Raw genomic sequence first — 23,556 nt, forward strand, 5'->3', positions numbered from 1 at the left:
CGCCAGCCAATGCTCCTGGCTGCGTTGCGCCTTTTGACAAGGGCTACGGCCATTGCCTGCAAGTCGCGCCTTGCCACGAGCCTTGGCTGGCACGCTGATAGACAACGAACTTACCGGACAGGACACTAGCATTGTGGTTCAGCGTGTTTGCGGTCGCGCCACTGCAGCACGCTGACCAACAGGCAGGGCAAAAACGTCAGGGTAATCGCGGTTGATATCAGGATGCCGGTCAGCACCACAATGCCCACGCCCCGATACAGTTCGGTACCCGAGCCGGGAATAAACACCAGCGGGGCCAAACCGAAAATGGTGGTGAAGGTCGACATCAAAATCGGGCGTAGCCTGGCGGCGACCGCCTCGCGAACGGCAGTTGCAGTGTCTTTGCCCCGGGCCAGTCCCACTCGGGCGTGGTCAACAATCAGGATGGGGTTGTTGACCACGGTCCCCAGCAAAATAACGAAACCTAACATGGTGATCATGTCGAAAGGCTGATGAAAACCGCCCAGCACGCTGCCAAAGCCATTAATGGTGACCAGCCCGACAATACCGCCAGCAATGCCCAGGGGCACGGTGGCAAGAATAATCAAGGGATAGCCCCAGTGGGTAAAGATGGCTACCAGCAAGAGATAGATGAGCAGCACCGCGACGATAAAGTTCTGGCTCAACGAGGCCTGGGTCGCATCGAGCTGGTCGGCGGCGCCGGAGATGGTCATGCTCACCTCCGGGTCGACTTCCCCCGCCGCCTGCATGGCGGGCAGCATTTCATTGCGGACCTTGGCGACGGCGGTTTCCAGCGCGACGTCCCGGGGCGGGATAATCAGCAGCGTCACTGTGCGTCGGCCGTTCACCCGTCGCAGGGTATCGCTATCGACGGTTTGCGTGATGTCAGCTAGGGCATTTAGCGGCAGTATCTGACCGTTAGGGGTTAGTACTGGTTGCAGCGCCAATGCATCAAGCTTCTGGTCGCGCCCAGCAGCGCTGTAGAGAAAGATGTCGACCTTGTCGTCGTCGACAAAAAATTCATCGACAAAGGCGCCGTCACTCAGTGCTGATACGGCGTAGCCGAAGTCCTGGCTGTTAAAGCCGGTTTCCGACATACGGTGCCATCGAGGTTGCACTTCCACTAACGGTTGGTCGAGGCTGAGGGACGCGGGCCGGGAATCGAGCTGGGGGTTGGCAAACAAGTCTTCGGCTCGGCTGAAGGCATGGGCCGCGGTGCGGTATAGCCCTTCCAATTCGGGGCCGGCAATATCCAGGTTCACCGCCCGGGTGCCGCCCTGGCTGCTGGAGATGATCGACCCCCGGCCGGAGAAGGCACGCATGCCGGGGTACTGGCTAAACAAGTCGGTCAGCGCGCGCATCATATCGTGGATGTCGTCGGTGTCAGTGGGCTCGCTAATGACCCGGAGGCCAGAAGCCGATACCCGCATCAGGTAGTACTTAAGCGAGGGCAGTACCGCATCGCCCTGGTGATAGGCATTGGGATCGGCATCCACCGCCGCAAGCAGGTGCTGCTGCACATCGTCGGCAATGTTTTGCATTTCTTCCAGATTATAACCGGGGGGCGCGATCATCGAGGTAAAGGCCTTGGGCTCTTCCCCCTCGGGCAGGTACTCCGCGGGGGGCAGCAACCACCAGGCGGCGCCAAGGGTAAGGATCAGGGTGACCGCGATGCAGCCGCGCCGCCGTACGGGCGCGTCGGTGAGCCAGGCCACACTGCGCAGCAGCGGGTTGTCGTCCTGCTCATCGCCCAGGGTGGAGCTTGCCCGCCCGAGGCGGGCGCAGGCGGCGGGGACCACCAGCACCGCCAGCAACATGGAGGCAATGATGGCGCTGGAAATGGCAATGGCAATGTCGGAGTAAATTTGCCCGGCCTCTTCCTGCACGAACAACACCGGCGCGAACACCAGTACCGTGGTCATGCTGGAGGCCAGCACGGCGGGCCACACCTCCTTCACGCCGGCGATGGCACCTTCAATGCGGTCCAGACCTCGGCGCCTGGCTTTTTCGATGCTTTCCAGCACCACGATGGTGTTGTCCAGGGTCATACCAATGGCAAAGGCAATCCCGGCCAGGGAGATCACATTGATGGTGCGGTCAAACAGCATTAAGCCGAGAAAGGCGGCAATGGTGCACACGGGAATACCCATGAGGCCGATCAGGGTGGCCCGGGCCGAGCGCAGAAAGACGTAGAGAATCAAGGTGGCCAGTAAGGCGCCCAGACTCAAGTTGGTCACCACATTGCGCACCGAGTCCTGCACATAGCGAACATCGTCACCCAGCAGCACCATGTCGAGGCCGTTAGGGTCGAGCAGGTCCCGGCGCATTTCGGCCACGGTCTCTAGCATATCGTGCTTGATCTGGATGACGTTGGAGCCCGCTTCCCGGCGCACAGCCAGGTTGATGGCGCGGCGGCCATCCACAAAGGCCACATCTCGCACTTCAAAGTGATCCATGCTGATTTGCGCGATGTCGCTCAGCAATATATCGCTGCCGCTACGGCGGGCGACAATCATATTCTCCAAGCTGGACAGGTCGCGAAAGCGACCGATCATGCGCAACAGGTAGCGCCGTTTACCATCGTTGATGTCGCCGCCAGACACGTCCCGATTGCGGTTGCGAATGGCGTCGCGCACCTCCACCAGGGTCAGGCCCCGCTGGGCCAGCTTGGCCGGGTCGATCAGCACCTTCACCTGGCGCTCGGTGCTGCCTCGCACCTCAATCTGGGACACGCCGGTGACCCGCTCCATGCGCGGGCGTACATCGTCCTCCACAAAGTCGCCAATCATGTCGATATCCAGCCCCAACGGATTTCCCGGCTTGGGCAGAATGTTGAAATACATAAAGGCGTTTTCTGAAAATGAGCTGCTGATCAGCAGCGGTTGATCCACATTCTCCGGGTAGTTAGGCACCTGGCTCAGGGCGTTGGAAACCCGAATCAGGGCTTCGTTAACGTCCACGCCAAAGGGGAATTCCAGCTCCACGGTGGCGCGGCCGGTTTCCGCCAGCGACTCCATCCGCTGCAGGTTGGGCAGGGTGCGCAGATAGCGTTCCTGCTCGATCAGAATTTCACTTTCCACATCCTGGGGCGTGGCCCCGGCCCAGCCGGTAATAACGGTAATGGTGCGCACGCTCAAATCAGGGATCATCTGCACCGGAATGCGAAAGGCCGCGGCAATACCGAGCACGCAGACGATGAGCACAATCACTGCCAGCAGGGTGCCGCGACGAACACTGGACTCCAGCATCTCAGTCGGCCCCGTTGGTGATGGAAATGGCCTGGCCTTCGCTGAGCAGCTCGTTGCCGCGCACGATGACCCGGTCGCCCTCGGCCAGGCCGGTGCGGACAATGACCTTGCCGGCCGATTCCCTGCCTAAAGTGACGTTGCGGCGGCTGGCGGTGCCGTTGTTGGCAACAAAGACGCTGTAGCGGCCATCCGGGTGGCGCAGCAAAGCATCGCGGGAAATCACCAGCTGGGGCGTGCCGGTGTCGCCCAGAGTGAACTCGACGGCGGCAGAGCTGCCGGGCAGCAGCCCGTCGTTGTCACCGGTGGCCGCCAGTCGCACACGAAAGGCCCGGGCGCTGCTGTCTCCCAGCGGAATGATGGCTGCCACCTTGCCCGGCAAGCATTGGCCCGGACGGGTATCCGGGCACAAGCGAACGGCGGTGTCTGGGCGGATATCCGCGTAGCGCTCTTGGGGCACACTCACGTCGACCAGCACCGGGTCTAGCGATACCAGCTCAAAGGCCGGGCTGCCCCGGCTGAGCCATTCGCCGCTGTCCACCAAGCGTTGGCTGATGACCCCATCAAAGGGCGCCAGCAGGTCGTGGCGCGCCACCACTTCTTTGGTCAGGTTGGCCCGGGCCTGGCCGGCGGCCAGGGCAGCGTCGGCCTGGGCCAGACTTGCCCGGCGAATATTCACTTCATTTTCAGAAATGTGGTTGTCAGCGCGCAGCCGCTCGGCTTCTCGCAACAAACGGCTGGCTTCGCGCTGGGCGGCCGCCGCTTCGTCCCGGGCGGCCAGCGCTTGCTGGTGGTCGAGCTGGGCGAGTGCGGCGTCCTGGCGCAGGAGGGCCTGGCCCTGGGTTACGGCGGCGCCCGGTTCAACCAGAATGTCTTTTACCAGACCGTCGACTCTGGCCGACAGGGCTGCGCGGCGCAGTGCGGTGACTGAACCCGACAAGCGCAGGGTCTCACCGAGCTGGGCTTTTTCCGGCTGGACCGCGGTTACCGGAACGGGGTCGCCAGCGGTGGCGGAGGCTGTCGAGACAAGGAGTGCGGTCGCAATGAGGCCGCGCTGCCAAACTGTGAGGGTCATAGAGAAACTCTGATTTACAGGGGTTGAGGCGGATACGTAGGCAACAGCATAACGGATATTGTCGGGGGTAAAGGAGCCTCCGGCACGGAACCGGGCTGTTTCTATGCTGACACAGTGTGCAGGTCCCAGCCAGTTTACCGGGCCGAAGGCGTCCGGTGCGGCGATGGCGTAAGGTGGCGCCGACAAGACAATGTGAAACAGATGAGCGGCCGAGGAATGGGGACAGAAACGACAATAATGTCATTTCCTTCAACTACACTTTGGATTGTTTGGGCGATGACTGGGCCGGCCGCTGTGCTGGTCTTGACCATGCGGATCGCTTCCGGCAACCACCATTTTGGCAACCAGCAGTGACGGTAGGGCAACGATGACAACCTTGAGTATCCGCCAGCAATTGATCAAACGTATTCGGCGCATCAGCGAGACCCAGTTAGCCAAAGGCGACGCCGAAACCTTCCAGCGCTTTGTCGAACAGGTCGTCCATGTACATCCGGATGATGACCAGCTGGGCTGGGAAGCCGAGGCGAATTTTGGGGTACTTCACGGCCTGTTTCGTTTCGTCAGTCGTCGCGCTGACGACCAGCCGCTGCTGAGGGTATTCAACCCCAATGTGGAGCGGGACGGCTGGTCGAGCAAGCACAGCGTGATCTACTACTGCCATCGCGATATGCCCTTCCTGGTCGATTCACTGCGCATGGCCTTGAACCGAGTGGGAATCAATATTTACCTGTTTGAAAGCTCGGTACTGTGGTCGGAGCGGGACGACAGCGGTGAGCTGGTGGCCTGTGGCGGTAAGCAACGCGATGGTGCCGAGCGGGAAAGCATTGGCTACGTCATGATCGACCGCTGCAGCGATGCCGACCAGCTCGCCGATATTGCCCGGGTGCTCGGCGATTCCCTCACCGACGTGGGGCTTACTGTGGGCGACTTTCAACCCATGCTGGAGCGCCTCGATACCTGCATTGAACAGGTGGCGGGTCTGGGCGATGACCACGCCGAGGAGGTGGCCTTTCTGCGCTGGCTGCGCGATGGCAACTTCACCTTTTTGGGCATGGCGGCGTTCAATCTGGAGGAGGGCTCGAGCGGCACAATCATCAGCGAAGATGGTGCCGCCCGTCTTGGCTTGATGAAAAAGCGTGCCCCCCTGGAGCCGGCACTGCTCACGGCCTTGGGTGACGGCTTTGTGCATTTCTATCACGCCGCGCCGGCCCTGGCGTTTACCAAAACCGCCCAGAAGTCGACCGTCCACCGGGCGGTGTATGCCGACTACATCATTATCAAACGCTATGGCACTGACGGCGCGGTGATTGGCGAAACCCGGGTGCTCGGGCTGTACACCTCGGGGATGTATTTCCAGAGCATCGACCGCATTCCGCTGCTCCGCGCCAAATCCCAATGGCTCGAAGCCCATTCCCAGTTAGACAACGCCAGCCATAACGGCAAAACCTTTAAAGCGATCATAGAGCGCCATCCCCGGGATGAGATGATTCAGGCGACCAATGAGGAGCTGCTGGAAACCCTGCTGGGCATCTGGAAAATCTACGAGCGCCGCGCGGTGCGCTTGTTTGTTCGCGTGGATGCCTTTGAGAAGTTTGTCAGCTGCATTGTTTACCTTCCCCGTGAGGCGGTGCGCCTGGAGAGCCAGATAGAACAGGTGTTGGGCAGCGCCCTGCAAAGCAGCGACTGCGATATCACCACCCAGTTTATGGCCGAGTCGGTGCTGGCCCGGGTCCATTTGATTTACCGGGTGTCGGGGCGGGGCGTTAAGACGCTCGATCGCGAGGCCCTGGAAGACGAGATTCGCGAGCTCACCCGGGACTGGCGGCAGCGCTTTGGCGAGATATGTGTGGAGCGCTTTGGCGAGGAGCGCGGCCGCCAGTTGGCCCATCGCTATCGGCAAGCTTTCCCCAGTGCTTATCAGGATCGCTTCACCCCCATGTTGGGGGTAAACGATATGGAGTTGTGCCAGCAGTTGCGGGATCGCAGCGATATCAGCATCAGCCTGTTTCAGGAGGTGGGTGCCGACCACAAGCGGCTGCGCCTCAAACTGTTTCAGCGGGAAGAGTCGCTGCAGTTGTCCGATGTGATGCCAGTGCTGGAAAACATGGGCTCCCGGGTGCTGGTGGAACATCCCTTCCATATCAGCCCCCAGGGTGAAAGCGATATCTGGATGCACGACTTTTCACTGGAACACGAACTCGGCTCGGGGATGGCGCCGAATATCGAGGTAGTGGGCGAAACCTATCAGGACGCGCTGCGGGCCATCTGGCGAGGGCAGGCCGAGAACGACACCTTTAACCGGCTGGTATTTGGTGCCCGCTTGGATTGGCGCGCGGTGGCATTGATCCGCGCCTATGCCCGCTACCTGAAACAGCTCGGCTCCCTGTTCAGCATGGAGTTTGTTGCCTCGGTGCTGTGTGCCCACGTGGAAATCTGTCGGGATTTAATGGCGCTGTTCCGTTGCCTGTTTGACCCGCGCCGGGGAGAGACCAAACAGTCTGGCGACCGGGTTGAGAAAATCCGCCAGCGGATTCTTGATGGGCTCGATCAGGTGCAAAACCTCAACGAGGACCAGGTGCTGCGGCAATACCTGGCCGCCATCGATGCCACCCTGCGCACCAACTATTTTCAGACTGACGAGGCCGGGAATTATCGCGAATGCATTGCCCTGAAAATCAACACCCGCAAGCTCGACTTTGCGCCAGAACCCCGGCCGGAATTTGAGATTTACGTGTTCTCACCCCGGGTGGAAGGGGTGCATTTGCGGGGTGGCAAAGTGGCCCGGGGCGGCATTCGCTGGTCAGACCGCCTGGAAGACTTCCGCACTGAAATTCTCGGTCTGGTCAAAGCCCAGCAGGTAAAAAATGCGGTGATTGTGCCCACTGGCGCCAAGGGCGGGTTTGTGGCCCGGCGGGCGGCATCCTTTGCCACCCGGGAAGAACTGCAGGCGGAGGGCATTGCCTGTTACCGCCTGTTTATCGGCAGTCTTTTGGACATTACCGACAACCGGGTGGGGAACAAGGTTGTGCGCCCTGAAGGGGTGGTTTGCCGGGACGACGAAGATCCCTATCTGGTAGTGGCAGCGGACAAGGGCACCGCCACCTTCTCAGACACCGCCAATGAAATTGCTGCCCAGCATCAGTTCTGGCTCGGGGATGCCTTTGCCTCTGGCGGCAGCAATGGTTACGACCACAAGGCCATGGGCATCACCGCCCGGGGTGCCTGGGTGGCGGTGCAGCGACACTTCCGCGAATTGGGCATGAATGTTCAGGAGGAGGATTTCACTGTTGTTGGTATCGGTGATATGGCCGGCGACGTGTTTGGGAATGGCATGCTGTTGTCCCGGCATATCAAGTTAGTCGGCGCATTTAATCATCAGCACATTTTTATCGATCCCACACCTGACCCGGAGGCCGCATGGCAAGAGCGCAAGCGCCTGTTTGACCAGCCCCGCTCCAGCTGGGCCGACTACAATGCGGATTTGATTTCCAAAGGGGGCGGTGTGTTTGAGCGCAGTGCCAAGCAGATTCCCCTCAGCGCTGCCATGCGCAAACTGCTGGATTGTAAACACAAATCTCTGGCACCAAACGAGTTGATTAAGCTGCTGTTGAAGGCCGAGGTCGACCTGATCTGGAATGGCGGCATTGGCACCTATGTTAAGGCCAGCAGTGAGAGTAACAGTGACGTGGGCGACCGCAGCAACGACGCGCTGCGGGTTAACGGCAGGGACCTGCGCTGCCGGGTAGTTGGCGAGGGTGGCAACCTGGGCCTGACCCAACTGGGGCGGATGGAATACTGTCGTCACGGCGGTATCTGCAATACTGACTTTGTCGACAATGCCGCCGGCGTAGACTGTTCCGACCATGAAGTGAATATCAAAATTCTGCTCAACACCAAGGTAGAAAGTCAGGATCTGACCGCCAAGCAGCGCAATAAACTGCTGGCCAATATGACCGATGCGGTCGGTGAGCTGGTACTGGAAAACAACAGCAGTCAGACCCTGGCAATCAGTCTGGCCCAGTTCCGCCGTCGCAAGCATCACTATGATTATCTGCGGTTTCTCGAGCACCTCGAAGAGAGCGGTCGCTTGCAGCGGGCATTGGAATACCTGCCGGATAACGACACGATCAAGGACCTCCACGGCGAGGGCAAAAGCTGGACCCGGCCGGAGCTGGCCGTGTTGGTGTCCTATGCCAAGGTCGAGCTCAAGGAGCAGTTGCTGGAAGCCGATCTGAGCGCCGACGACTGGGTGGCCAAGCGGGTATTCAACGCCTTTCCCGCGGCCTTGCATAAAACCTACGGCAACGATATTCGCGGTCACCGCCTGGCCAAGGAGATTATCGCGACCCAGCTGGCCAATGACATGGTCAATATGATGGGCTTCTCTTACAGTCTGCGACAGAATATTTCGGTGGGAGCCAGCGCCGCGCAAACCGCGATGGCTTTTGTTACGGTGATGGAGCTGTTTGATCTTGGCGCGCTGTGGCGTGAGGTCGAGGGGCTGGACTACCAGGTTGATTCAGCGGTGCAGTACGAGCTGTTTCATCAGATCATGCGGCTGGGTCGGCGCAGCACTCGCTGGTTTCTGCGCAACAAACACGACTTTTCACCCCAGCAGTCTGTCAGCCGGATGAAGCCCGACTTTGAACGGGTGATGCCAAAGATTACTGAAATTCAGGGCAAAGGTCTGGGCGCGCTGTGGCGCCTGCAGGTGGCCCAGTGGACCCAGGCAAAAGTCCCTGACGATCTTGCCAGCCGCATTGCTGCTTTCGACGCTTATTTTCTACTGCCCGGCGCCATTGATGCCGCGAAAAACAGCGACTGCGATGCCGAGTCGATGACGGCGCTGTTGTTCAGTGTGGTGGATAGCCTGTCTTTGGATTGGATTCTGGAGAGACTGATTGAATGGCAGCCCGATAGCCGGTGGCAGGACCTGGCCCGGGAGTCCTATGTCGATAACCTGGAAATCCTATTGCGCAAGTTGATTGTTGGCCTGCAGCAACATTCGGATCATTGTAATGCGGATATTCTCAGCCAGTGGCGTGACGCCAACCGCCAGCGCATTGAGCGCTACCTCAGCATGACCAATTCTCTGCGCGCCACCGCCACCCAGGATTTGTCGGTATTTACGGTCATTGAACGGGAGCTGCAGGATCTGGTGGAGGCGTCCCTGGCCAATCTCTCCGCTGCCAAGGCAGGGTAGTAAGGGATGACGGTAAGACGCACCTCGCCATCGCATTTGGGTGCTGCGGTGGCGAGCTGGCGCGATAATTAGCGCTCTTCAAGCCAGCGTTTGTGACGCACCTGCTCTTTGAGCAGCTCGAGGATTTCGATCATCACCGGCCCGGTGGCGGCTTCTTCGGGCTGGTGGTGGGACTGGGCTTCAAGGATGCTGCCCAGCATGTCATCGATCAGCGCCTCAAAACGCGGTGACTGAAAGCCGGCAATCAGCTCATCCATCACATCCTGATTGATATTGGCAATGGTGCGGCCCAGCGCATCAGTGATGCTGTTGCCCAGTCCAGGAATGCGCTCCAGCTGCTTTGCCGCAGGGTGATTTTCCAGGGCGCCGGTAATGAGCGTATCCAGATAGTCGCTCAAGGCCTCGCGATTGTCGGCGTACAGTTCCGCACTGGTTTCACCCCAGCGGGTGGCGATGGCGGCGGCGATCATTTGTCGCCGTGGAATGACCACCTCATTGACGATGCGCTTGGGCAATTGCGACGCGCCGCTGCGAACCTCGTCCTGCACGCTGGTGAGCACGTTCTCCACCACCCGGTCAGACAGCTCCTCCATCACAATCCCGTAATAGCGCATGAACACCCGGTACACCCCCCAGCGGCGGATGTCGATCAAGCCCATGCGCTGCAGCCGGAACAGGATCGATATCACCCGCAAAACCCGAAGCAGGCGAAAACCCGACAGGGGGATGCAGCCCAGTACGTCGTACCAGCGCGCAAAGGGATAAATCCACCAGCGGGCGTAGAGCCCCTGTACTGCAGCATAAATCCAGCCGGCGATAACATCGCAGAGCAGCAAGCCCACAAAGGCCAGATCGATCTCTTGAAAGCGGCTATGAATGCGCTGGTCGTACCACTCGGTGAATCCGGGACTGACATTATCCAGCCCGGCCCGGATCGGCTCGACGATAAACAGGGTGTCGAACAGGATGAGAAACAGGTTGGCGCTGACCAGGGTAATAACGGCGATATCCCAGGTCAGTAGCCACCACTGGTTGGCTCCCCGGCGCGGGTGTTGATTGTCGTCGGCATTTGCCTGGTGGGTCATGGCCTCCTCGCGTTTTGGTGGTCCTTCTCTGAATTATTGCGACCGTTTACCCGGGCCAAAATTCAGCGTGAATATCACCGTAGAGTGGCTTCCAGGTGATTGGGTGCGAGTCAGGAGGAGGCGATCAGGCCGCGGTTTTTGCTGAGGCGAGGGATGATCCGCCCGCCGGGAAGGCGGGCGGTAGCGCGGGCTAACAGGGACTAGTTTTTCTTGGTGAATACCAGCAGCAGGCATTCCTTTTCAGTACTGCAGGCAGTCGTGGTATCACGGTCAATGTGGGCAAAACCGGCGATCACATTCCCAAAAAACGAGGCGCCGCCGAGAAAAGTATAGCTTTGGCTATTGTCCGCAGAGGCAAACTCGCCGCGTAAATACTCTGTACCGTTGCCGCTCGTGCGAAAGGTGTTGCTGCTGGTTTCCGATAACAGCAAGTCATTTTCTCCCAGAGTGCAGGCATCGTTGCTACAAAATAGAGAAATCTCTTCCGTTTTCAGCGGGGTTAAAGGGTCGGCTGGATTGAGGTAGTGAATGCGCCCAATGTATTCGCCATTTAGGGTGCCGAACTGATTTCAGTGAATGCCAGGTCTTCTCCTACTTCAGTCACGGCAAACACTTTGTTTTTGCCAGAGAAAATGCCGATAGGATCTCCCGTCAGGTCATGCAGTTGCGAAGTTTTGCTACCACCTTCGTATTTTACAAGCGTGCTATCACCGTGCTCGGAGGAGTTTTTTAGGCCATAGATATTGCCGTTATTGAGCCAGACCCCAAACTGGAAAGAATCACTTAAGCGGTAAAGCTCCAATAGTGAGCTGCTGCTGAAGACAACACCTTCACCGGAAACCACCTGTGAAGAATCCGGTGAAAGCAAAATATCTCCAAAAAAGGAGTGCTCCGCGTGATAGGGTGATTCGCCCGAGCCAATGAACTTTCCAGTGCCTGTATCTATGTCTGAAAACAGCAAATCGTCTGGGTGAAAGTCATTGTGGAAGTAATACAGCCGGTCTAGGTTTTCGTTCCAAGCATAGCTAACCGAATAATAGCCGTTCATGTCTGTGTCAGTTAGATTTCCTTCGTGGGTGTAGACGTGAAACTTTGCGCTGTAGCCGGTGCCGCTTTGCACAAGTACGTGGTTTCCCATCATGGCTAAACCATTGACGGTATCGGGCGCTGCTGCGAAAGGCTCTTCCCTTGGATTTGCATCACCCAGGTCCATGACCGTGACCATGCCATTTGTATATCCGAAGTACATCCGATTCGTTTCCGCGGAATAAGCGGCAATTTTCGGTTTGATATCGGCTGCTCGATCACCAATGGCAATAGGGGGCAGGAACGTTTCTGAGTCGAATGACCAGCGGTACATCAAGAGGTCAAAGCTTGTCAGGAAATAAAGCGTGTCGTTTCCATCGGAAATTGCATCGGTGACGAAGTAACCGGTTGGCGCGTGAATTTCGCACATACCGTTGACAGCCTGTGAAGCTTCAAAGCATGCAGCGTCCTCGGGGAAGGCATCAAGTGTCAGGCCTGAAGTACTGTCAGTCGCAGAGTACCCTGCGTTCCAAGAATCAGGATGGCCATCATTGTCGGTGTCGACAGACGCGGAGGCGTCTTGCGGGAAATCGTCTTGCAGGTTGCCAACACCGTCGTTATCCGTGTCATCACTCGGCAGATAGTCGATAATTTGGGCGCGGAAATAATCTGACACGATGATTTGGTAGCCGGTTTGCGTTTTTGTCAACGCCAATGGCTGTCCGATCACTTTTACCGTCTCTACCACTTCCATTGCGTTGTTGCGACGTTCTAGCAGCGCAATATTACCTACACCTCTAAGTGTGATTAATCCGTCTTCCGCCCACACCGCGGAGAAAATACCTTTGGGAATGGACGCCGCCCAGGTCATATCATCTGTGTAATAGACGTTGCCCGGCGAGGTAAGTATTAATTGTTGGTCGGCCGATAAGAATAACGGTCCGTATGTGCGGTACTCGTCATGATAGGGGGAATCGACAGCATCGCCGATAATGCCGTTTGCCAAGTCTACTGGGTAGTACTGTAACTTAGTAGGGCTGCCCGATTCGGAAATAAAATACTCTCGTTGGTGTAAGTCGCTCCAGATATAGCTACCGCTAAGGCTGGCACTGTATTTACTCGCCACCTCTTGACCATGCTCATTGAAAAGTCTTAGGCCGTGAAAGGGAGGGTATTGAGACTCTGCAAGGTGAATCAGGATGTGGTCACCAAGAGGGGAGAGGCCATAATTTCGACCGCCACCGCGGGGCGCCTCGCCAGGAGGCCGGTAGAATACCACCTCTGGTGGTTGCGCTTGACTAGCATCGACTGATGTGACGACGCCGTCATCGTAACCAATGTACATCTTCTGTTGGGGAGCCGAGTAAGTAAAGGACGTGGTTTGGGCGTACGCACTACCAGACTCTAAATTTATTGGTCTTAGAAACCGGCGTGAGGGGGTATCCCACGGATAAATCGATTTGCTGCCATTTGGCAGGAAGAAAAGTGTCTGACGACCATCAGAGACGATTTTGGAATTGTCGATGATTTCAGCAACGCACACACCATCGACGTTGTGAAAATCCTCTTGGCACATTTCGTCAAAGGGGAAGCTGTCGTCGCCGTCGGCTACGCCATCGTTATCGTCGTCAGTGTCGCCATTGTCTCCAATGCCATCGCTGTCATTGTCCCGCCATTCATTTGGATCAAATGGGAACCTATCGTCGTCGTCCTCATAGCCATCCTCGTCATCATCCCAATCGATACCATCGTGCATGCCGTCGCCATCAAAATCGCGGAAGATGCTCAGACCAATTTCACCAGAAACATGCCTGCCAGTTGGGTCAGTAGCAGTTACCAAGGCGCGATAATCGCCGTAAGCATCGCCTGAAAAGGTAATATGAAAGGGGGGCTCGTAACGCCACTCGGGGCTCGCCCCGTCCGGTGAGGTTAGCGCCGAAATTGACACCGTCAATACATCGAAATTTGCGTCAAACAAATAGTCGCTCAGCGGTATCTCGGTATGAAAAATCTCTACCAGCTCTACATTGGTTCGTTCGGTGAAAGTGGGGCTAAAAGGTGCCGCGGGCCAATCAACTAATTTTTGGCGATTCTGCGAGTTGATAATAATCTCTGGTTTAGGGCCGGATTCTGGTATGAATTTCAGGGAATAGTGATCTGGCCCGAGCTCGATATGAGCCACATCTTCAGAAGATCCCGAAATCTTAATTTTGGATTCAGGCGCCGCCCAGCTGATGGCAACGCTTCCCTCATCGATAAATTCGAGTAGGCCTTTTGTATTTTTGATCGTAGTGGGATTGCTAATTCGATTAGTAAAGGAGGCGATAAATTCTAAATCATGGGTAAATACTGGTTTGGCGAGGGGGCTCACTTGGCGGGATCGGTTGCTGACGATGCGAGCTTCAACCAGATCATCGCTTCCAATAGTCACGTGAAAGACGACGTGACCATTTTCTGTCAACGTTTGGTCACCCTGTGTTAGTTCAGCATTTGCATATTCAATTGTAAAAATATAGCTGTTGGCTTGCCGATCAACATTTGTGAAATGAGCGGTAACTCGACCATCATAGCGAAGTCCCTCGTAAGGAGAGCAGTTGTCGTAGATGTTAGTTAGTTTGGCGCCGTGCTGCTCTATTTTGATAATGGTTTTGCCGCCATTATCACATGGCTCTGAGATTTCATCATTGTCGAAGGGAAATTCTGGTGTTGGTCTACTGTAGTACCCTCTGATCTGGCTGAACAACGAAAGCGGCTGGAACATTTCTGTCCGTAACGAGCTGGCAATTTTGCTGCTGTTTTGCGCAGCCACTGACATTAGCGCGGCAGGTTCTCTCTCGCTTACTTGGCTGCCATCGCTGCCACCACCGCCACCACCACCACATGAAGCGATTAGGGTGGTGAATAGGACGAGAAGAGCGAATGGAAAAATCGAACTGCGCATTGTGTGCCTTCCTTGCACTCCACGGAAATTCCATTTTCATCAGTCGTCGCGATGAAAACGCAAATTTGCCGCCTCACGGCAGGAGTGTGGTGTTTAATACAGAGTCTCTACTAAATTTATGCAGTTGCAGCCTGGAAACTTTATGCACACAGTCAGCATCATGCTAGCGGGGCATGCGTGTGAAATCGACTGATGAAAAATCTGAGCTGCGAATTGGCTGTCGGTGCTGGCGCAAATTTAGTTGTGGTTTTAGTCGGTGAGAGTGTATGGCAATGAACTTTTGATCGCAATATAGTTTATTTGTCATTGCTGTGCTCTCGCGAGGAGGGTGGGTGAGATGCTTGGTATCAAGTCTTTGATTGAGTCGGCACTATAAAAATAGAGGGCGTGCCGAGTGCGTTTCGGCCTGGTGTGATCATCTTTACTTGGAGTGGTGCGGCGATATAAAAATAAGGTAACCGAATTAAATTGGTTTGCGAGAGCCTGCTTTTGCTTGTTATACGCATGAATATTTCTCGCTCTCCATTAGCGATTTTGTTCCTATTGGCGGAAAACGTCGCTAACATCTACGGCGGCTGATAAGACAACTTAGAATGGAATGAGAGCAGTAGTATGAGAGGGATATTTTTGTGTCTGTTAGTAATGGGCTTGCTTGTAGGATGTGGTGGCGGCGGTGGTTCTGGCGGCGATGGAAGCCCGGTGGAAGTTTTGCCAATAGCCCCAAGTGAAGTCAGTTTTACCTCCTTTCACGGTCAAGCTTCGAGAGTATCGGCGTCCTATCCCTCAGATTGGAGTGTCAATACCGCAGATCCGGACTTGGTTGGCGTTTTTTATGAGCCTCAGGAAGACGATAAGGATCGATTTGCTGAAACGATAATTTTGTATCGATTTCCGATTACAGAGGGTGGCAGCCCGACCGAAGAAGAGGGCGTGGAAAATATAGTCGAGATTTCTAGTCGGCGCGTCACGATAGATGGCTTTGACGGCTGGGAGGTGATCTTCGATGCGGATATCGAGGGTATTGATGACCTTGATTTTAGGTTTATGGAAACCTTTGTACAGATTGACAACGAGGTCGTCGGTACTTTGTACGCCGCCGAGCGACACAAGTTTCCCAAGAATCAGGAGATCGTCAGGCACCTTTCCCAACAGATGCGATTCGGTCAGATTGTGCTGAGAGACCTTGAACTCAATTCCGATCTTTCTGAACCGGGCCGTCCGGAGGTCGCGAGTGATGGTGAGAATTTTTTGGTGGTGTCTTGTCGCCCTCCAGATTTTTCCAATGAGCGAATTTGGCGCATTGTCGGCACGTTATACCAAAGTGATAAGCGTGTGTTGTCGGAATTCGAGATCGACTCCATCGATAGCTACTATGATTGTGACGGACTCGATTACCATCTCGTTTTCGATGGTGAGCAGTATCTGCTGACATATAACGTCGAATTTCAACTGGTTGGTCGCCGGATTGCTGTCGATGGAACGATGTTGGATAGCGACCCCATCCATATTTCGCGGACAGGCCCGAATGCGCTTCCGAGAAGGTCGGACCTGACTGTTGGTGCAGGCGGAGTGCTGTCTGTATGGGTTGAAAGCTCTGATCTCAATGGCCATACCGTCCATTCAATTTGGGGCGCAAAGATTTTCTCAGATGGTTCTGTCTCAGAACGGTTATTGCTTTCCGAATCCCCAATATCCTATTTCGGTTCCAATGCCGTTAGTTTGATACCTCATGTCGTCGGCGGCGCCGATGGCTACCTTGCTGTTTGGACGCCGTATTTTTTCTATGATGCAGCGGATGATATTGCGCGTCCGATATATGGCCGTGCACTAGGCTTGAGCGGTGATCCGATATCTTCGAGTGACGTGAAATTTCATGACGATAACGGTGATACTCCGCGCTACGTCCAGCTCGCTTATGATGGGCAAGATTACCTTTTAAGTTGGATTGAGGGTGCGTTGGTCGATGGGTTGATTGGCGCGGGAGAGTCGGCAATCTTTGCTAAGAAGGTGCTTGTATCGGGAGAATTGAAGGTAGGTGATGCTGAAGATCCGGGCATAACCATTGTTCCCCACGTTGTTATTGATGGTGATGACCAGACCAAGGAGTTCCTGAAGCTCTCATACCATAATGGACAGTACCGATTCTTTTGGTCTGTGCCTTTCAGCTCAAAACCACTTGCCGGAGTGTATGGTGTGGAAGCGTCGGCAGACTTAAATGTTGTCTCCTCGGCGCGCCGTGTAAACGGCGATAGTCGCCAGCAGCTAGTGGCTGACCGCACCACTACTTATGAAGTCAACGCGGCGAATTCCAACAACCTGTCTATTGTGTTATGGGCCTCGGGTGATGGGGTAATTGAATTGTGGAGACTGTCGGAGGATTATTTCGAGGAGTAGAGGTTCCAATAATGCCGCATTGGCAGATAGCCTCGCTCAGCTCGAAAATTGTGCTGCCAATTCAGGTAGCCGCTGAGCGATGTTTAGCTCGGCAGGCTACCGTGCGCTGGGTGCAAATCATTGGGCTGATTGATGGTGGATTATACCCACCGACCTTCACGACTGCGCACCCAGCGAGCCGGTTTTCACCCAGTGATTGAATTCCTGCTGCACAAACAGCGGGCCAATCAATAGGAAGAAAATATCTTTGAAGAAGGAGGGTTTGGCGCCTTCGACTTTGTGGCCAATAAACTGGCCGATCCAGGCGATAACGAAAACGGCAATGGCGATTTCCAGCAGCGGTGCATTGATGCCTTCAAGGGCGATACACGCGGCCAGCGAGACGCCAAACCAGGCCGCGCCGACGATCAGGCTGCGCAAGCCCAGCAGGGCGTAAAACACCAGCATGGGGATGGCCAGCAAGGTGGCAAGGTTAAACCAGCTTGCCGACGATTCGGACACCAGTCCGGTCCAGCTTGCTAATGGCACTACATAGGCCATGGCAATGCAGGCGAAGAATATCACCGGTACACAGATGATGTGGATGATCTGGTTGGTGGGGTTCTGGTGGCTGACCCCGTAATCTTTCAGGTATTGCTCAACGGTTGGCATAGTCGTTCTCCGGCGTTTCGTGTTGCGCTGTCGGCTCTTGAATACGAGCCTGTTATGGTCTTTATTGTGGCGCCCGAAGCGCGACGGGTCTGTCAGTGCGCCGACACAAACGATAAATTCCTTGCGGTTATTGGCTAGGGGCATTCGCCCGGCGCGCCCGCTATCTCGAAGCTGCTCGATACGCCCTCAAAGGGGCTTGGCTCGCCACCCAAGGTTTGGGCAACACCCTGATGGCGCAGCCGATATACACCGGCGGGCGCGTCGCCCGGCACCGTCCACACGGCCTCGGCGGTAGAGGGGCCGGTGACGGGGGAATCCAGCGGCAGGGGTGAGGGCGCCGAGGGTTTCCATACATACAACAGCGCCGGGCTTTTATCGGTGGCAACCACTTCCCAGTCAGTGTCATCTACTTGGCGCTCCACCAACACATAACCTCGATTCAATTGCAGGTCGTTGCGAGGATGGGCGGACTGAAATTCGGCGCGCACGGTTTCACCCCGCAAGACACGCTCTGGCACATCGTTGATGAGGGCGCCAAAGCCAGGCCCGGGATCGACATCGGAAGGGACGTAGGGCGGACGGATCAGCACCGGATCGGTGTCGACATAGTCCGGGCCGGAGGGTGCCGGCAAATTGTCCCGCAGGGATATCGCCAGCCGGCGAGACTCCTGTTGCACCGCCGCCAACGCCCAGGGGCCAAACAGGCTGGAGGCGCCTTCGTATTGTTGTGAGGCGTATTCTTCCCGGGTGGGAAGATAGTGCACGTAATCGTTGACCAGCCCGGCAATGACTATGGTGTCGATGCCGACTGGTGACAGCACTTCATAAAGGCTGCTGCGCAGCCGCCGGGCTGCCATGGTGGTCACCTCCCAGGGCAGCCCCAGAATGGCTAGTTTGCCAATGCGAAACAGTTGCAGAGGCACGATGGCGGGCTCAGCGGCGATCGTCCCAATGGGAATGGCCACTGGCTTTTCCGCCTGGCAGGAGAAGTCAGCCCCGGGCAGGGGCGCATTCTGAATTTGGCAAAGCAGGGCGGCAGACAGCAGCGAGGTTGGCAGGGCGCCCGTGGGAAAGTTTTCGGGATCAATGTTAAACAGCGTGGCCAAATCCGCCTGCGCGGCAGCGAGCACATCGGGGCTGGCGGCGCAGGTGATGCCCTCGTCGCCGGGGCCTGGGCCATCCTCCGCGCCAGCGGCGAAGGACACTCCCAGTGCGGCGGTACAAGTGCGTTTTACCGGGCTATCGAGGGATGCGGGGTGGCTGAGGCTGGCCAGCACCGTAGGATCGTTCACGGTGACGCTATCCATCTGTACATGGAATAGGCGGTAATCCACCGGGCCGCTCAGGGCGCTGCCGGACTGATACAGCTCCAGGGCTTTTATCAGGCTCTTGCGACCGGCAATGGTGTTGGAATCGTAGGGGTCAATACCGCCGCCGCGCTGGGGCGCCGGCCAGGGATGCTCGGCAATGGCGATATTGGGTGACGAGTCGCCCTCATCCATTTGGGCGAAGGCGGCCACAAAACGGTCTTCACCCAGGGGCGCCTGGTAGTCGGTCTGCATGGCCGTTTCAAAGGCCAGTGACGCAAAGCCCTTATGATCTGAGCTGACCAGATTAAGCTCGGGCCCGAGGATGGTGGGGTGCACGCCAAACCAGTTGATGATGCCTACGGCTGCGCCATTGCCCCGCAGCAGATTTAACTGCAGCACTCGTTTATTGACCTGAATTTCTTCGCCTCGCTCATTCAAAAACGCGGCCCGCTCGTCGGCAGGGTTCATGGCAAAGGCGGGTGCCGAGCGCTGGATATTCGCGTTCAGCAATTCGCCGCTGGCCAGCACAATGCGTTCGCGCTGGGGGTTGGCCTGCAGGTTGGCATGGGCCTGGCGAATCGCGGTCAGGGTGCCCTCAATCAAGGTATCCAGCACTAATTGGTCAAAGCCAAAATGCAGCGCATTGGGCGCTTCATAGTGGGAATAGCCCGCCGGCCCCTGGTGGGTGTGGGTAGCCGATAGCATCAGGTTGTCGGCAGTATAGTGGGGTGCGAGCTGGGGATCGGCCGCAATGCCCGCCAACACGCCCTGGCGCACCGAGCCGAACATCAAGCCCTGATCGTTGGACACAAACATGACCCGCTTACCGCTGCAGGGCGAGGCGATGGCAAAGGCCCGGGAAAACTGGCGGCTGTGGATGCCGCTAAATACCTGGGTTGGGGATTCCCAACCGCTACCGCCGGTGTTAGCCGCGGGGCCGGTAATATCCGAGATGCCGGTACCAAACTGATAGTCGCCGTCGCCAGCGCACTGACCGGGCTGGCCGATGCCGGGCAGATCCACTTCAAGGCGACCCGGCGCGTCGAGACCGGCACCCACGGCTAGCGCATTGCTTTGGCGCAGGCACTGCTCGGCTCGGGTCAGCGCAGACTGGCCGGGCTCGCCGCTGCCGCCGTTGTCCGTGTTGCCTGACCCTCCGCTGCTGGAACCGCCACCGCCGCAGGCAACGCAAATGACCAGGGGCAGGGCAAGGCTGAGTCGCCGAATGGGGCGAGCGTGGATTGACATAGTCATATGATAGAGTCTTATTTTAATTATTTGCGATACTGAAACAGTGTAGTGGTTTTGCTGCCACCGTCTGTCAACCAAGCGACACAAGGCCGCCGCAAACAGCCCTTGGCGGTCTCGCAAAAATCGCAATCGCAGCACACAGGAAACAATAATGACAAAACCGCCTGACGAGTCATCGCCCAAGGGGAGCTGGAGCCGCACCTGGGACGGCCTGGTGTCGCCGGAACTCAGCCAGGCCTTGTTTGAGGCCAGCACCCTGCGCAAGCTGGTCGATGGGGAAATGCTCTATCGCCGCGGCGATCAAAGTCGGGAATTATTCGGGGTCAGCTCGGGCCGATTGCGCTTGTCGATTACCACTGCCGATGGCAGCGAAAGCCTGGTGGGCCTCTATGGCCCCGGCACCTGGTTTGGTGAAGTGACCTGTTTTGATGAGCGGCCAAGACCGACTGACGTTCATGCGGTGGGTCAAACCGAGGTGCGCGTTGTTCCCGCTGATAAGTTGCGGGCCATACTGGACCGCAACCCGATCTGGTATCGGGACTTTGCCCGGGTGCTGTGCAACAAACTGCGCCTGGCATTGGCGCATATTGAGACCACCATCCTACCCATCTCGGTGAGAGTGGGTTTGCGGGTGCTGGATTTGGCCGAAGCCTATCGCTTTGGTGATGCCAACAGCCCGATTGAGATCACCCTTTCGCAGGAAGAGCTGGCGCGCATGTTGGGGGTGACCCGACAAAGCGTGAACAAAGAACTGCGGGAGTTTGAGCGCCGGGGCTGGGTGCGCTTGGGGCGCGGCAAGTTAGTATTGTTAGAGGGTGCAGCCCTGCGCGATCACGTAGAACGGGGCGGCGCATCTGAGTTGTTGGCCCAGTAAACAGGCCTTGTTTTTAGATTCGGCAGATAAATGTATTTTGACGTGCTGCCATGCCGGTTTTGTCATGGCAGCAAAATAACCAAGCGGAGGTATTACCATGTCAATGTCACTTTATGAGGTCAGTGTTGGCAGTTACTTGCAAATTCTTGAAGCGAATTTGGGAGTGCTGGCCAAAGCGGAAGCGCATTTGAAAAAGACCGGAGCGTCACCGGACGACATTCTGCAAGACCGCCTGTGCGAAGACATGCTGCCGCTGGAGTTTCAGCTGCGCTCCATTGTTCATCACTCCCTGGGTTGCGTTAAAGGGCTGGAGGCGGGCCTGTTTCAGCCGCCGGCAAACGAACCCGATCTGGACTACGCCACCTTAAAAGGTCGCATCGAGAATGCGCTCAGCGAATTAAAAGCCATAAGCCCGGATACCGTGAATGGCTATGCCGGTAAAACCATCGTCTTTAAAATTGGTGAACGCGAGATGCCCTTCACGGCAGAGCATTTTGTGCTGAGCTTCTCCCTGCCCAACTTTTACTTTCATTCCACCACCTGCTACGACCTGTTGAGAAAACGCGGCGTGGCCTTGGGCAAAATCGATTACCTCGGCCAGATGAAAATCAGCCGGTAAGCTTGTCAGTCTGAGCGCCGACCTTTGGCAACCTGCCGGAACAGCAAGCGCGTTGGCCAGACAATGGGAAGGTACAACCAACGAAATAACCAGGGTGGCAGATGCCGCCCTCGTTCCTGGTAATCAACTCGGCCTCGGGGATGCTCCATCAGCCGGGGCCAGGGCTTGGGGAAGGTATACGCGCCTTCGCTGTCGGCCAGCTCGATGGTCCGCAGGTGTTTCACGTTTTTATAGCCGTAGTGCTTCGGCGCAACCAGCCGCAAGGGTGCGCCGTGATCAAAATGGATGGGCGCACCGTTCATCTCATCGGCGATCATTACGCCATCGGCCAGGGCATCCTCCAGGGGCAGGCTGGTCACGTAGCTGTCGTCGCCGCGAAACACCACAATATTCGGACTGTTGCCCTCGGGTAGATGGGGCTTGATTAGCTGGTTGTAAACATCGGCAAAGGCAACACCGGCCCAGGAAACATCGGCGTAGGACCAAGACGTCACGCAATGAAAATCAGCGGTCTGATGCTGGCGGGGCAGGGCGGCTAATTGAGGTTTGATATCCAGATTCGCAGCAGTCGTCCCTTTCACCGTGAGTTGCCAGGGCTTGCTCTCATCGGGTTTGTAAAAGGCGAAGGTAGGCAAACCAAAGCGCTCGAAGTGGGTGATATACCGCTGACCGTGGGGTGGCTGTCGTTTGTCACTCATGGGCGCCTGTAATCTCGGAAGCTGTCTGGTGAGGTGAAAGTAGCTCGCTTTGGTTGCCGGATCAATTCGCTTGTTGGGTACAGCCTCTTGAATGGCCGGTCTGGCCACCGGCTCTCATTGGACGCTGCCCGTTCTCATTCCCTGGGAAAACTGATAGTCAGTGATTGATTGCGGTGGCAATCAGCATCACGGTGTAAGCACAGTAGGCCAGCAACAGCAGCGTGCCCTCAGCGCGGTTGATGCGTCCGGGTCTGCGAAAGCCATAGCCCACCACGAAGAGGGACAAGGTCAGGGCGACCATGACCAGCACATCCCGTTGCAGCACCTCGGGTCCGACCTCAATGGGGTTGATAAGGCCAGCAATCCCCACTACGGCGAGGGTGTTGAACAGGTTGGAACCCAGCACATTACCCAATGCGATGTCGTGCTCGCCCTTGCGGGCGGCAATCACAGACGAAGCCAGCTCCGGCAGTGATGTACCCGCTGCGATGATGGTCAGCCCGATCACCAGATCACTCACGCCAAGGGCGATGGAAATTTCCACCGCGCCCCACACCAGGATGCGGGAGCTGACAATTAACAGCAGCAATCCAAAAAACAGCCAGAAAAGAGCACGCCTCAGGGGCAGGGTATTGCCGCCTAACTCCTGTTCGAACTCGTTGCTCAGGTTGTCTCTGGCATCGCTCATTCCCTGATACACCGTCCAGATCATCACTAGTGCAAACACACCGATCAGCACGCCGGCTTCCAGCGTAGTGATCGTGCCGTCCCACAGTTGTATCACCGCCAGCAGGCTCACTATCAGCAATATGGGGAGTTCCCGGCGCAGAATTCGGGAGTGCACGGTGATAGGTGCGAGCACGGCGGTGAGGCCAAGTATCAAGGCAATATTGGTGATGTTGGAGCCGTAGGCATTGCCCAGCGCAATGCCGGGATTTCCCTGGTACGAGGAAAGCCCAGACACCAGCATCTCCGGCGCTGAAGTACCAAAGCCGACCACAACCATACCAATGAGCAACGCTGGCATGCCAAAGTGGTGCGCGCTGGCGGCGGCGCCCTCCACGAAGCGGTTGGCGCTCCACAGTAGTAGCACCAAACCAACAACAATACAGGCGATAGCAGTTAACATGACATGACCTTGTGTGTGCGAAAGAGCCCGCACGCTATGTTACGGGCTGTGCGGA

13 protein-coding genes are annotated in these 23,556 nt (G+C 56.8%); 4 read left to right on the plus strand and 9 right to left on the minus strand.

Going from position 1 to position 23,556, the window contains the following annotated elements; genetic code table 11:
- Positions 1-125: 125 nt before the first annotated feature.
- Positions 126-3,248: an efflux RND transporter permease subunit gene (locus NCG89_RS12455; RefSeq protein ID WP_251086870.1), complete on the minus strand. Its 3,123-nt coding sequence runs from the start codon at positions 3,246-3,248 to the stop codon at positions 126-128.
- A 1-nt stretch (position 3,249) separates the two neighbouring features.
- The gene (locus NCG89_RS12460; protein WP_251086871.1) at positions 3,250-4,320 is read right to left on the minus strand and encodes an efflux RND transporter periplasmic adaptor subunit; all 1,071 of its coding nucleotides are present in this window, start codon (positions 4,318-4,320) and stop codon (positions 3,250-3,252) included.
- A gap of 367 nt (positions 4,321-4,687) precedes the next feature.
- On the opposite strand from NCG89_RS12460, the gene NCG89_RS12465 reads away from it, so the two are divergent.
- Positions 4,688-9,523 carry an NAD-glutamate dehydrogenase gene (locus tag NCG89_RS12465; RefSeq protein ID WP_251086872.1) on the plus strand — a complete coding sequence of 1,612 codons (4,836 nt, stop codon included), beginning with the start codon at positions 4,688-4,690 and terminating at the stop codon, positions 9,521-9,523.
- A 68-nt stretch (positions 9,524-9,591) separates the two neighbouring features.
- On the opposite strand, the gene NCG89_RS12470 is transcribed toward NCG89_RS12465, so the two are convergent.
- From NCG89_RS12470 to NCG89_RS12480, 3 genes are all read right to left on the minus strand, one after another.
- The gene (locus tag NCG89_RS12470) at positions 9,592-10,608 is read right to left on the minus strand and encodes a hypothetical protein (protein ID WP_251086873.1); all 1,017 of its coding nucleotides are present in this window, start codon (positions 10,606-10,608) and stop codon (positions 9,592-9,594) included.
- Positions 10,609-10,808: 200 nt separating this feature from the next.
- Positions 10,809-11,039 carry a hypothetical protein gene (locus tag NCG89_RS12475; protein ID WP_251086874.1) on the minus strand — a complete coding sequence of 77 codons (231 nt, stop codon included), beginning with the start codon at positions 11,037-11,039 and terminating at the stop codon, positions 10,809-10,811.
- Between the two features lie 119 nt (positions 11,040-11,158).
- Complete coding sequence (locus tag NCG89_RS12480) at positions 11,159-14,575, minus strand: hypothetical protein (RefSeq protein ID WP_251086875.1); 3,417 nt, start codon at positions 14,573-14,575, stop codon at positions 11,159-11,161.
- A 612-nt stretch (positions 14,576-15,187) separates the two neighbouring features.
- Between NCG89_RS12480 and NCG89_RS12485 the strand changes: the two genes are divergently transcribed.
- Positions 15,188-16,969 (plus strand): hypothetical protein, encoded by a 1,782-nt coding sequence (locus tag NCG89_RS12485; RefSeq protein ID WP_251086876.1) that lies wholly within the window; start codon positions 15,188-15,190, stop codon positions 16,967-16,969.
- Between the two features lie 156 nt (positions 16,970-17,125).
- On the opposite strand, the gene NCG89_RS12490 is transcribed toward NCG89_RS12485, so the two are convergent.
- Together NCG89_RS12490 and NCG89_RS12495 are read right to left on the minus strand one after the other, a co-directional pair.
- Complete coding sequence (locus NCG89_RS12490; protein ID WP_251086877.1) at positions 17,126-17,620, minus strand: Mpo1 family 2-hydroxy fatty acid dioxygenase; 495 nt, start codon at positions 17,618-17,620, stop codon at positions 17,126-17,128.
- A gap of 134 nt (positions 17,621-17,754) precedes the next feature.
- Positions 17,755-20,184: a neutral/alkaline non-lysosomal ceramidase N-terminal domain-containing protein gene (locus NCG89_RS12495; protein ID WP_251086878.1), complete on the minus strand. Its 2,430-nt coding sequence runs from the start codon at positions 20,182-20,184 to the stop codon at positions 17,755-17,757.
- Positions 20,185-20,332: 148 nt separating this feature from the next.
- On the opposite strand from NCG89_RS12495, the gene NCG89_RS12500 reads away from it, so the two are divergent.
- Complete coding sequence (locus NCG89_RS12500; protein WP_251086879.1) at positions 20,333-21,055, plus strand: Crp/Fnr family transcriptional regulator; 723 nt, start codon at positions 20,333-20,335, stop codon at positions 21,053-21,055.
- A gap of 97 nt (positions 21,056-21,152) precedes the next feature.
- Complete coding sequence (locus NCG89_RS12505; protein WP_251086880.1) at positions 21,153-21,674, plus strand: DUF1993 domain-containing protein; 522 nt, start codon at positions 21,153-21,155, stop codon at positions 21,672-21,674.
- A 5-nt stretch (positions 21,675-21,679) separates the two neighbouring features.
- Here NCG89_RS12505 and NCG89_RS12510 read toward each other — a convergent pair whose 3' ends face one another.
- Both NCG89_RS12510 and NCG89_RS12515 read right to left on the minus strand, forming a co-directional pair.
- A complete protein-coding gene (locus NCG89_RS12510) occupies positions 21,680-22,372 on the minus strand; it encodes a molybdopterin-dependent oxidoreductase (protein ID WP_251086881.1) in 693 nt (230 codons plus the stop codon).
- A gap of 157 nt (positions 22,373-22,529) precedes the next feature.
- On the minus strand, positions 22,530-23,501 hold the full coding sequence (locus tag NCG89_RS12515) for a calcium/sodium antiporter (RefSeq protein ID WP_251086882.1): 972 nt from the start codon (positions 23,499-23,501) through the stop codon (positions 22,530-22,532).
- Positions 23,502-23,556 lie beyond the last annotated feature (55 nt).

It is taken from the genome of Spongiibacter taiwanensis (assembly GCF_023702635.1).
In the GTDB taxonomy this organism is placed as follows: Bacteria; Pseudomonadota; Gammaproteobacteria; order Pseudomonadales; family Spongiibacteraceae; genus Spongiibacter; species Spongiibacter taiwanensis.

What these genes read in the sequence shown, in the direction of transcription:
- NCG89_RS12500 (WP_251086879.1), top strand. Translation starts at nt 20,333, where the DNA reads ATGACAAAACCGCCTGACGAGTCATCGCCCAAGGGGAGCTGGAGCCGC.
- NCG89_RS12460 (WP_251086871.1), bottom strand. Translation starts at nt 4,320, where the DNA reads ATGACCCTCACAGTTTGGCAGCGCGGCCTCATTGCGACCGCACTCCTT.
- NCG89_RS12490 (WP_251086877.1), bottom strand. Translation starts at nt 17,620, where the DNA reads ATGCCAACCGTTGAGCAATACCTGAAAGATTACGGGGTCAGCCACCAG.
- NCG89_RS12505 (WP_251086880.1), top strand. Translation starts at nt 21,153, where the DNA reads ATGTCAATGTCACTTTATGAGGTCAGTGTTGGCAGTTACTTGCAAATT.
- NCG89_RS12470 (WP_251086873.1), bottom strand. Translation starts at nt 10,608, where the DNA reads ATGACCCACCAGGCAAATGCCGACGACAATCAACACCCGCGCCGGGGA.
- NCG89_RS12465 (WP_251086872.1), top strand. Translation starts at nt 4,688, where the DNA reads ATGACAACCTTGAGTATCCGCCAGCAATTGATCAAACGTATTCGGCGC.
- NCG89_RS12480 (WP_251086875.1), bottom strand. Translation starts at nt 14,575, where the DNA reads ATGCGCAGTTCGATTTTTCCATTCGCTCTTCTCGTCCTATTCACCACC.
- NCG89_RS12515 (WP_251086882.1), bottom strand. Translation starts at nt 23,501, where the DNA reads ATGTTAACTGCTATCGCCTGTATTGTTGTTGGTTTGGTGCTACTACTG.
- NCG89_RS12455 (WP_251086870.1), bottom strand. Translation starts at nt 3,248, where the DNA reads ATGCTGGAGTCCAGTGTTCGTCGCGGCACCCTGCTGGCAGTGATTGTG.
- NCG89_RS12485 (WP_251086876.1), top strand. Translation starts at nt 15,188, where the DNA reads ATGAGAGGGATATTTTTGTGTCTGTTAGTAATGGGCTTGCTTGTAGGA.
- NCG89_RS12495 (WP_251086878.1), bottom strand. Translation starts at nt 20,184, where the DNA reads ATGACTATGTCAATCCACGCTCGCCCCATTCGGCGACTCAGCCTTGCC.
- NCG89_RS12510 (WP_251086881.1), bottom strand. Translation starts at nt 22,372, where the DNA reads ATGAGTGACAAACGACAGCCACCCCACGGTCAGCGGTATATCACCCAC.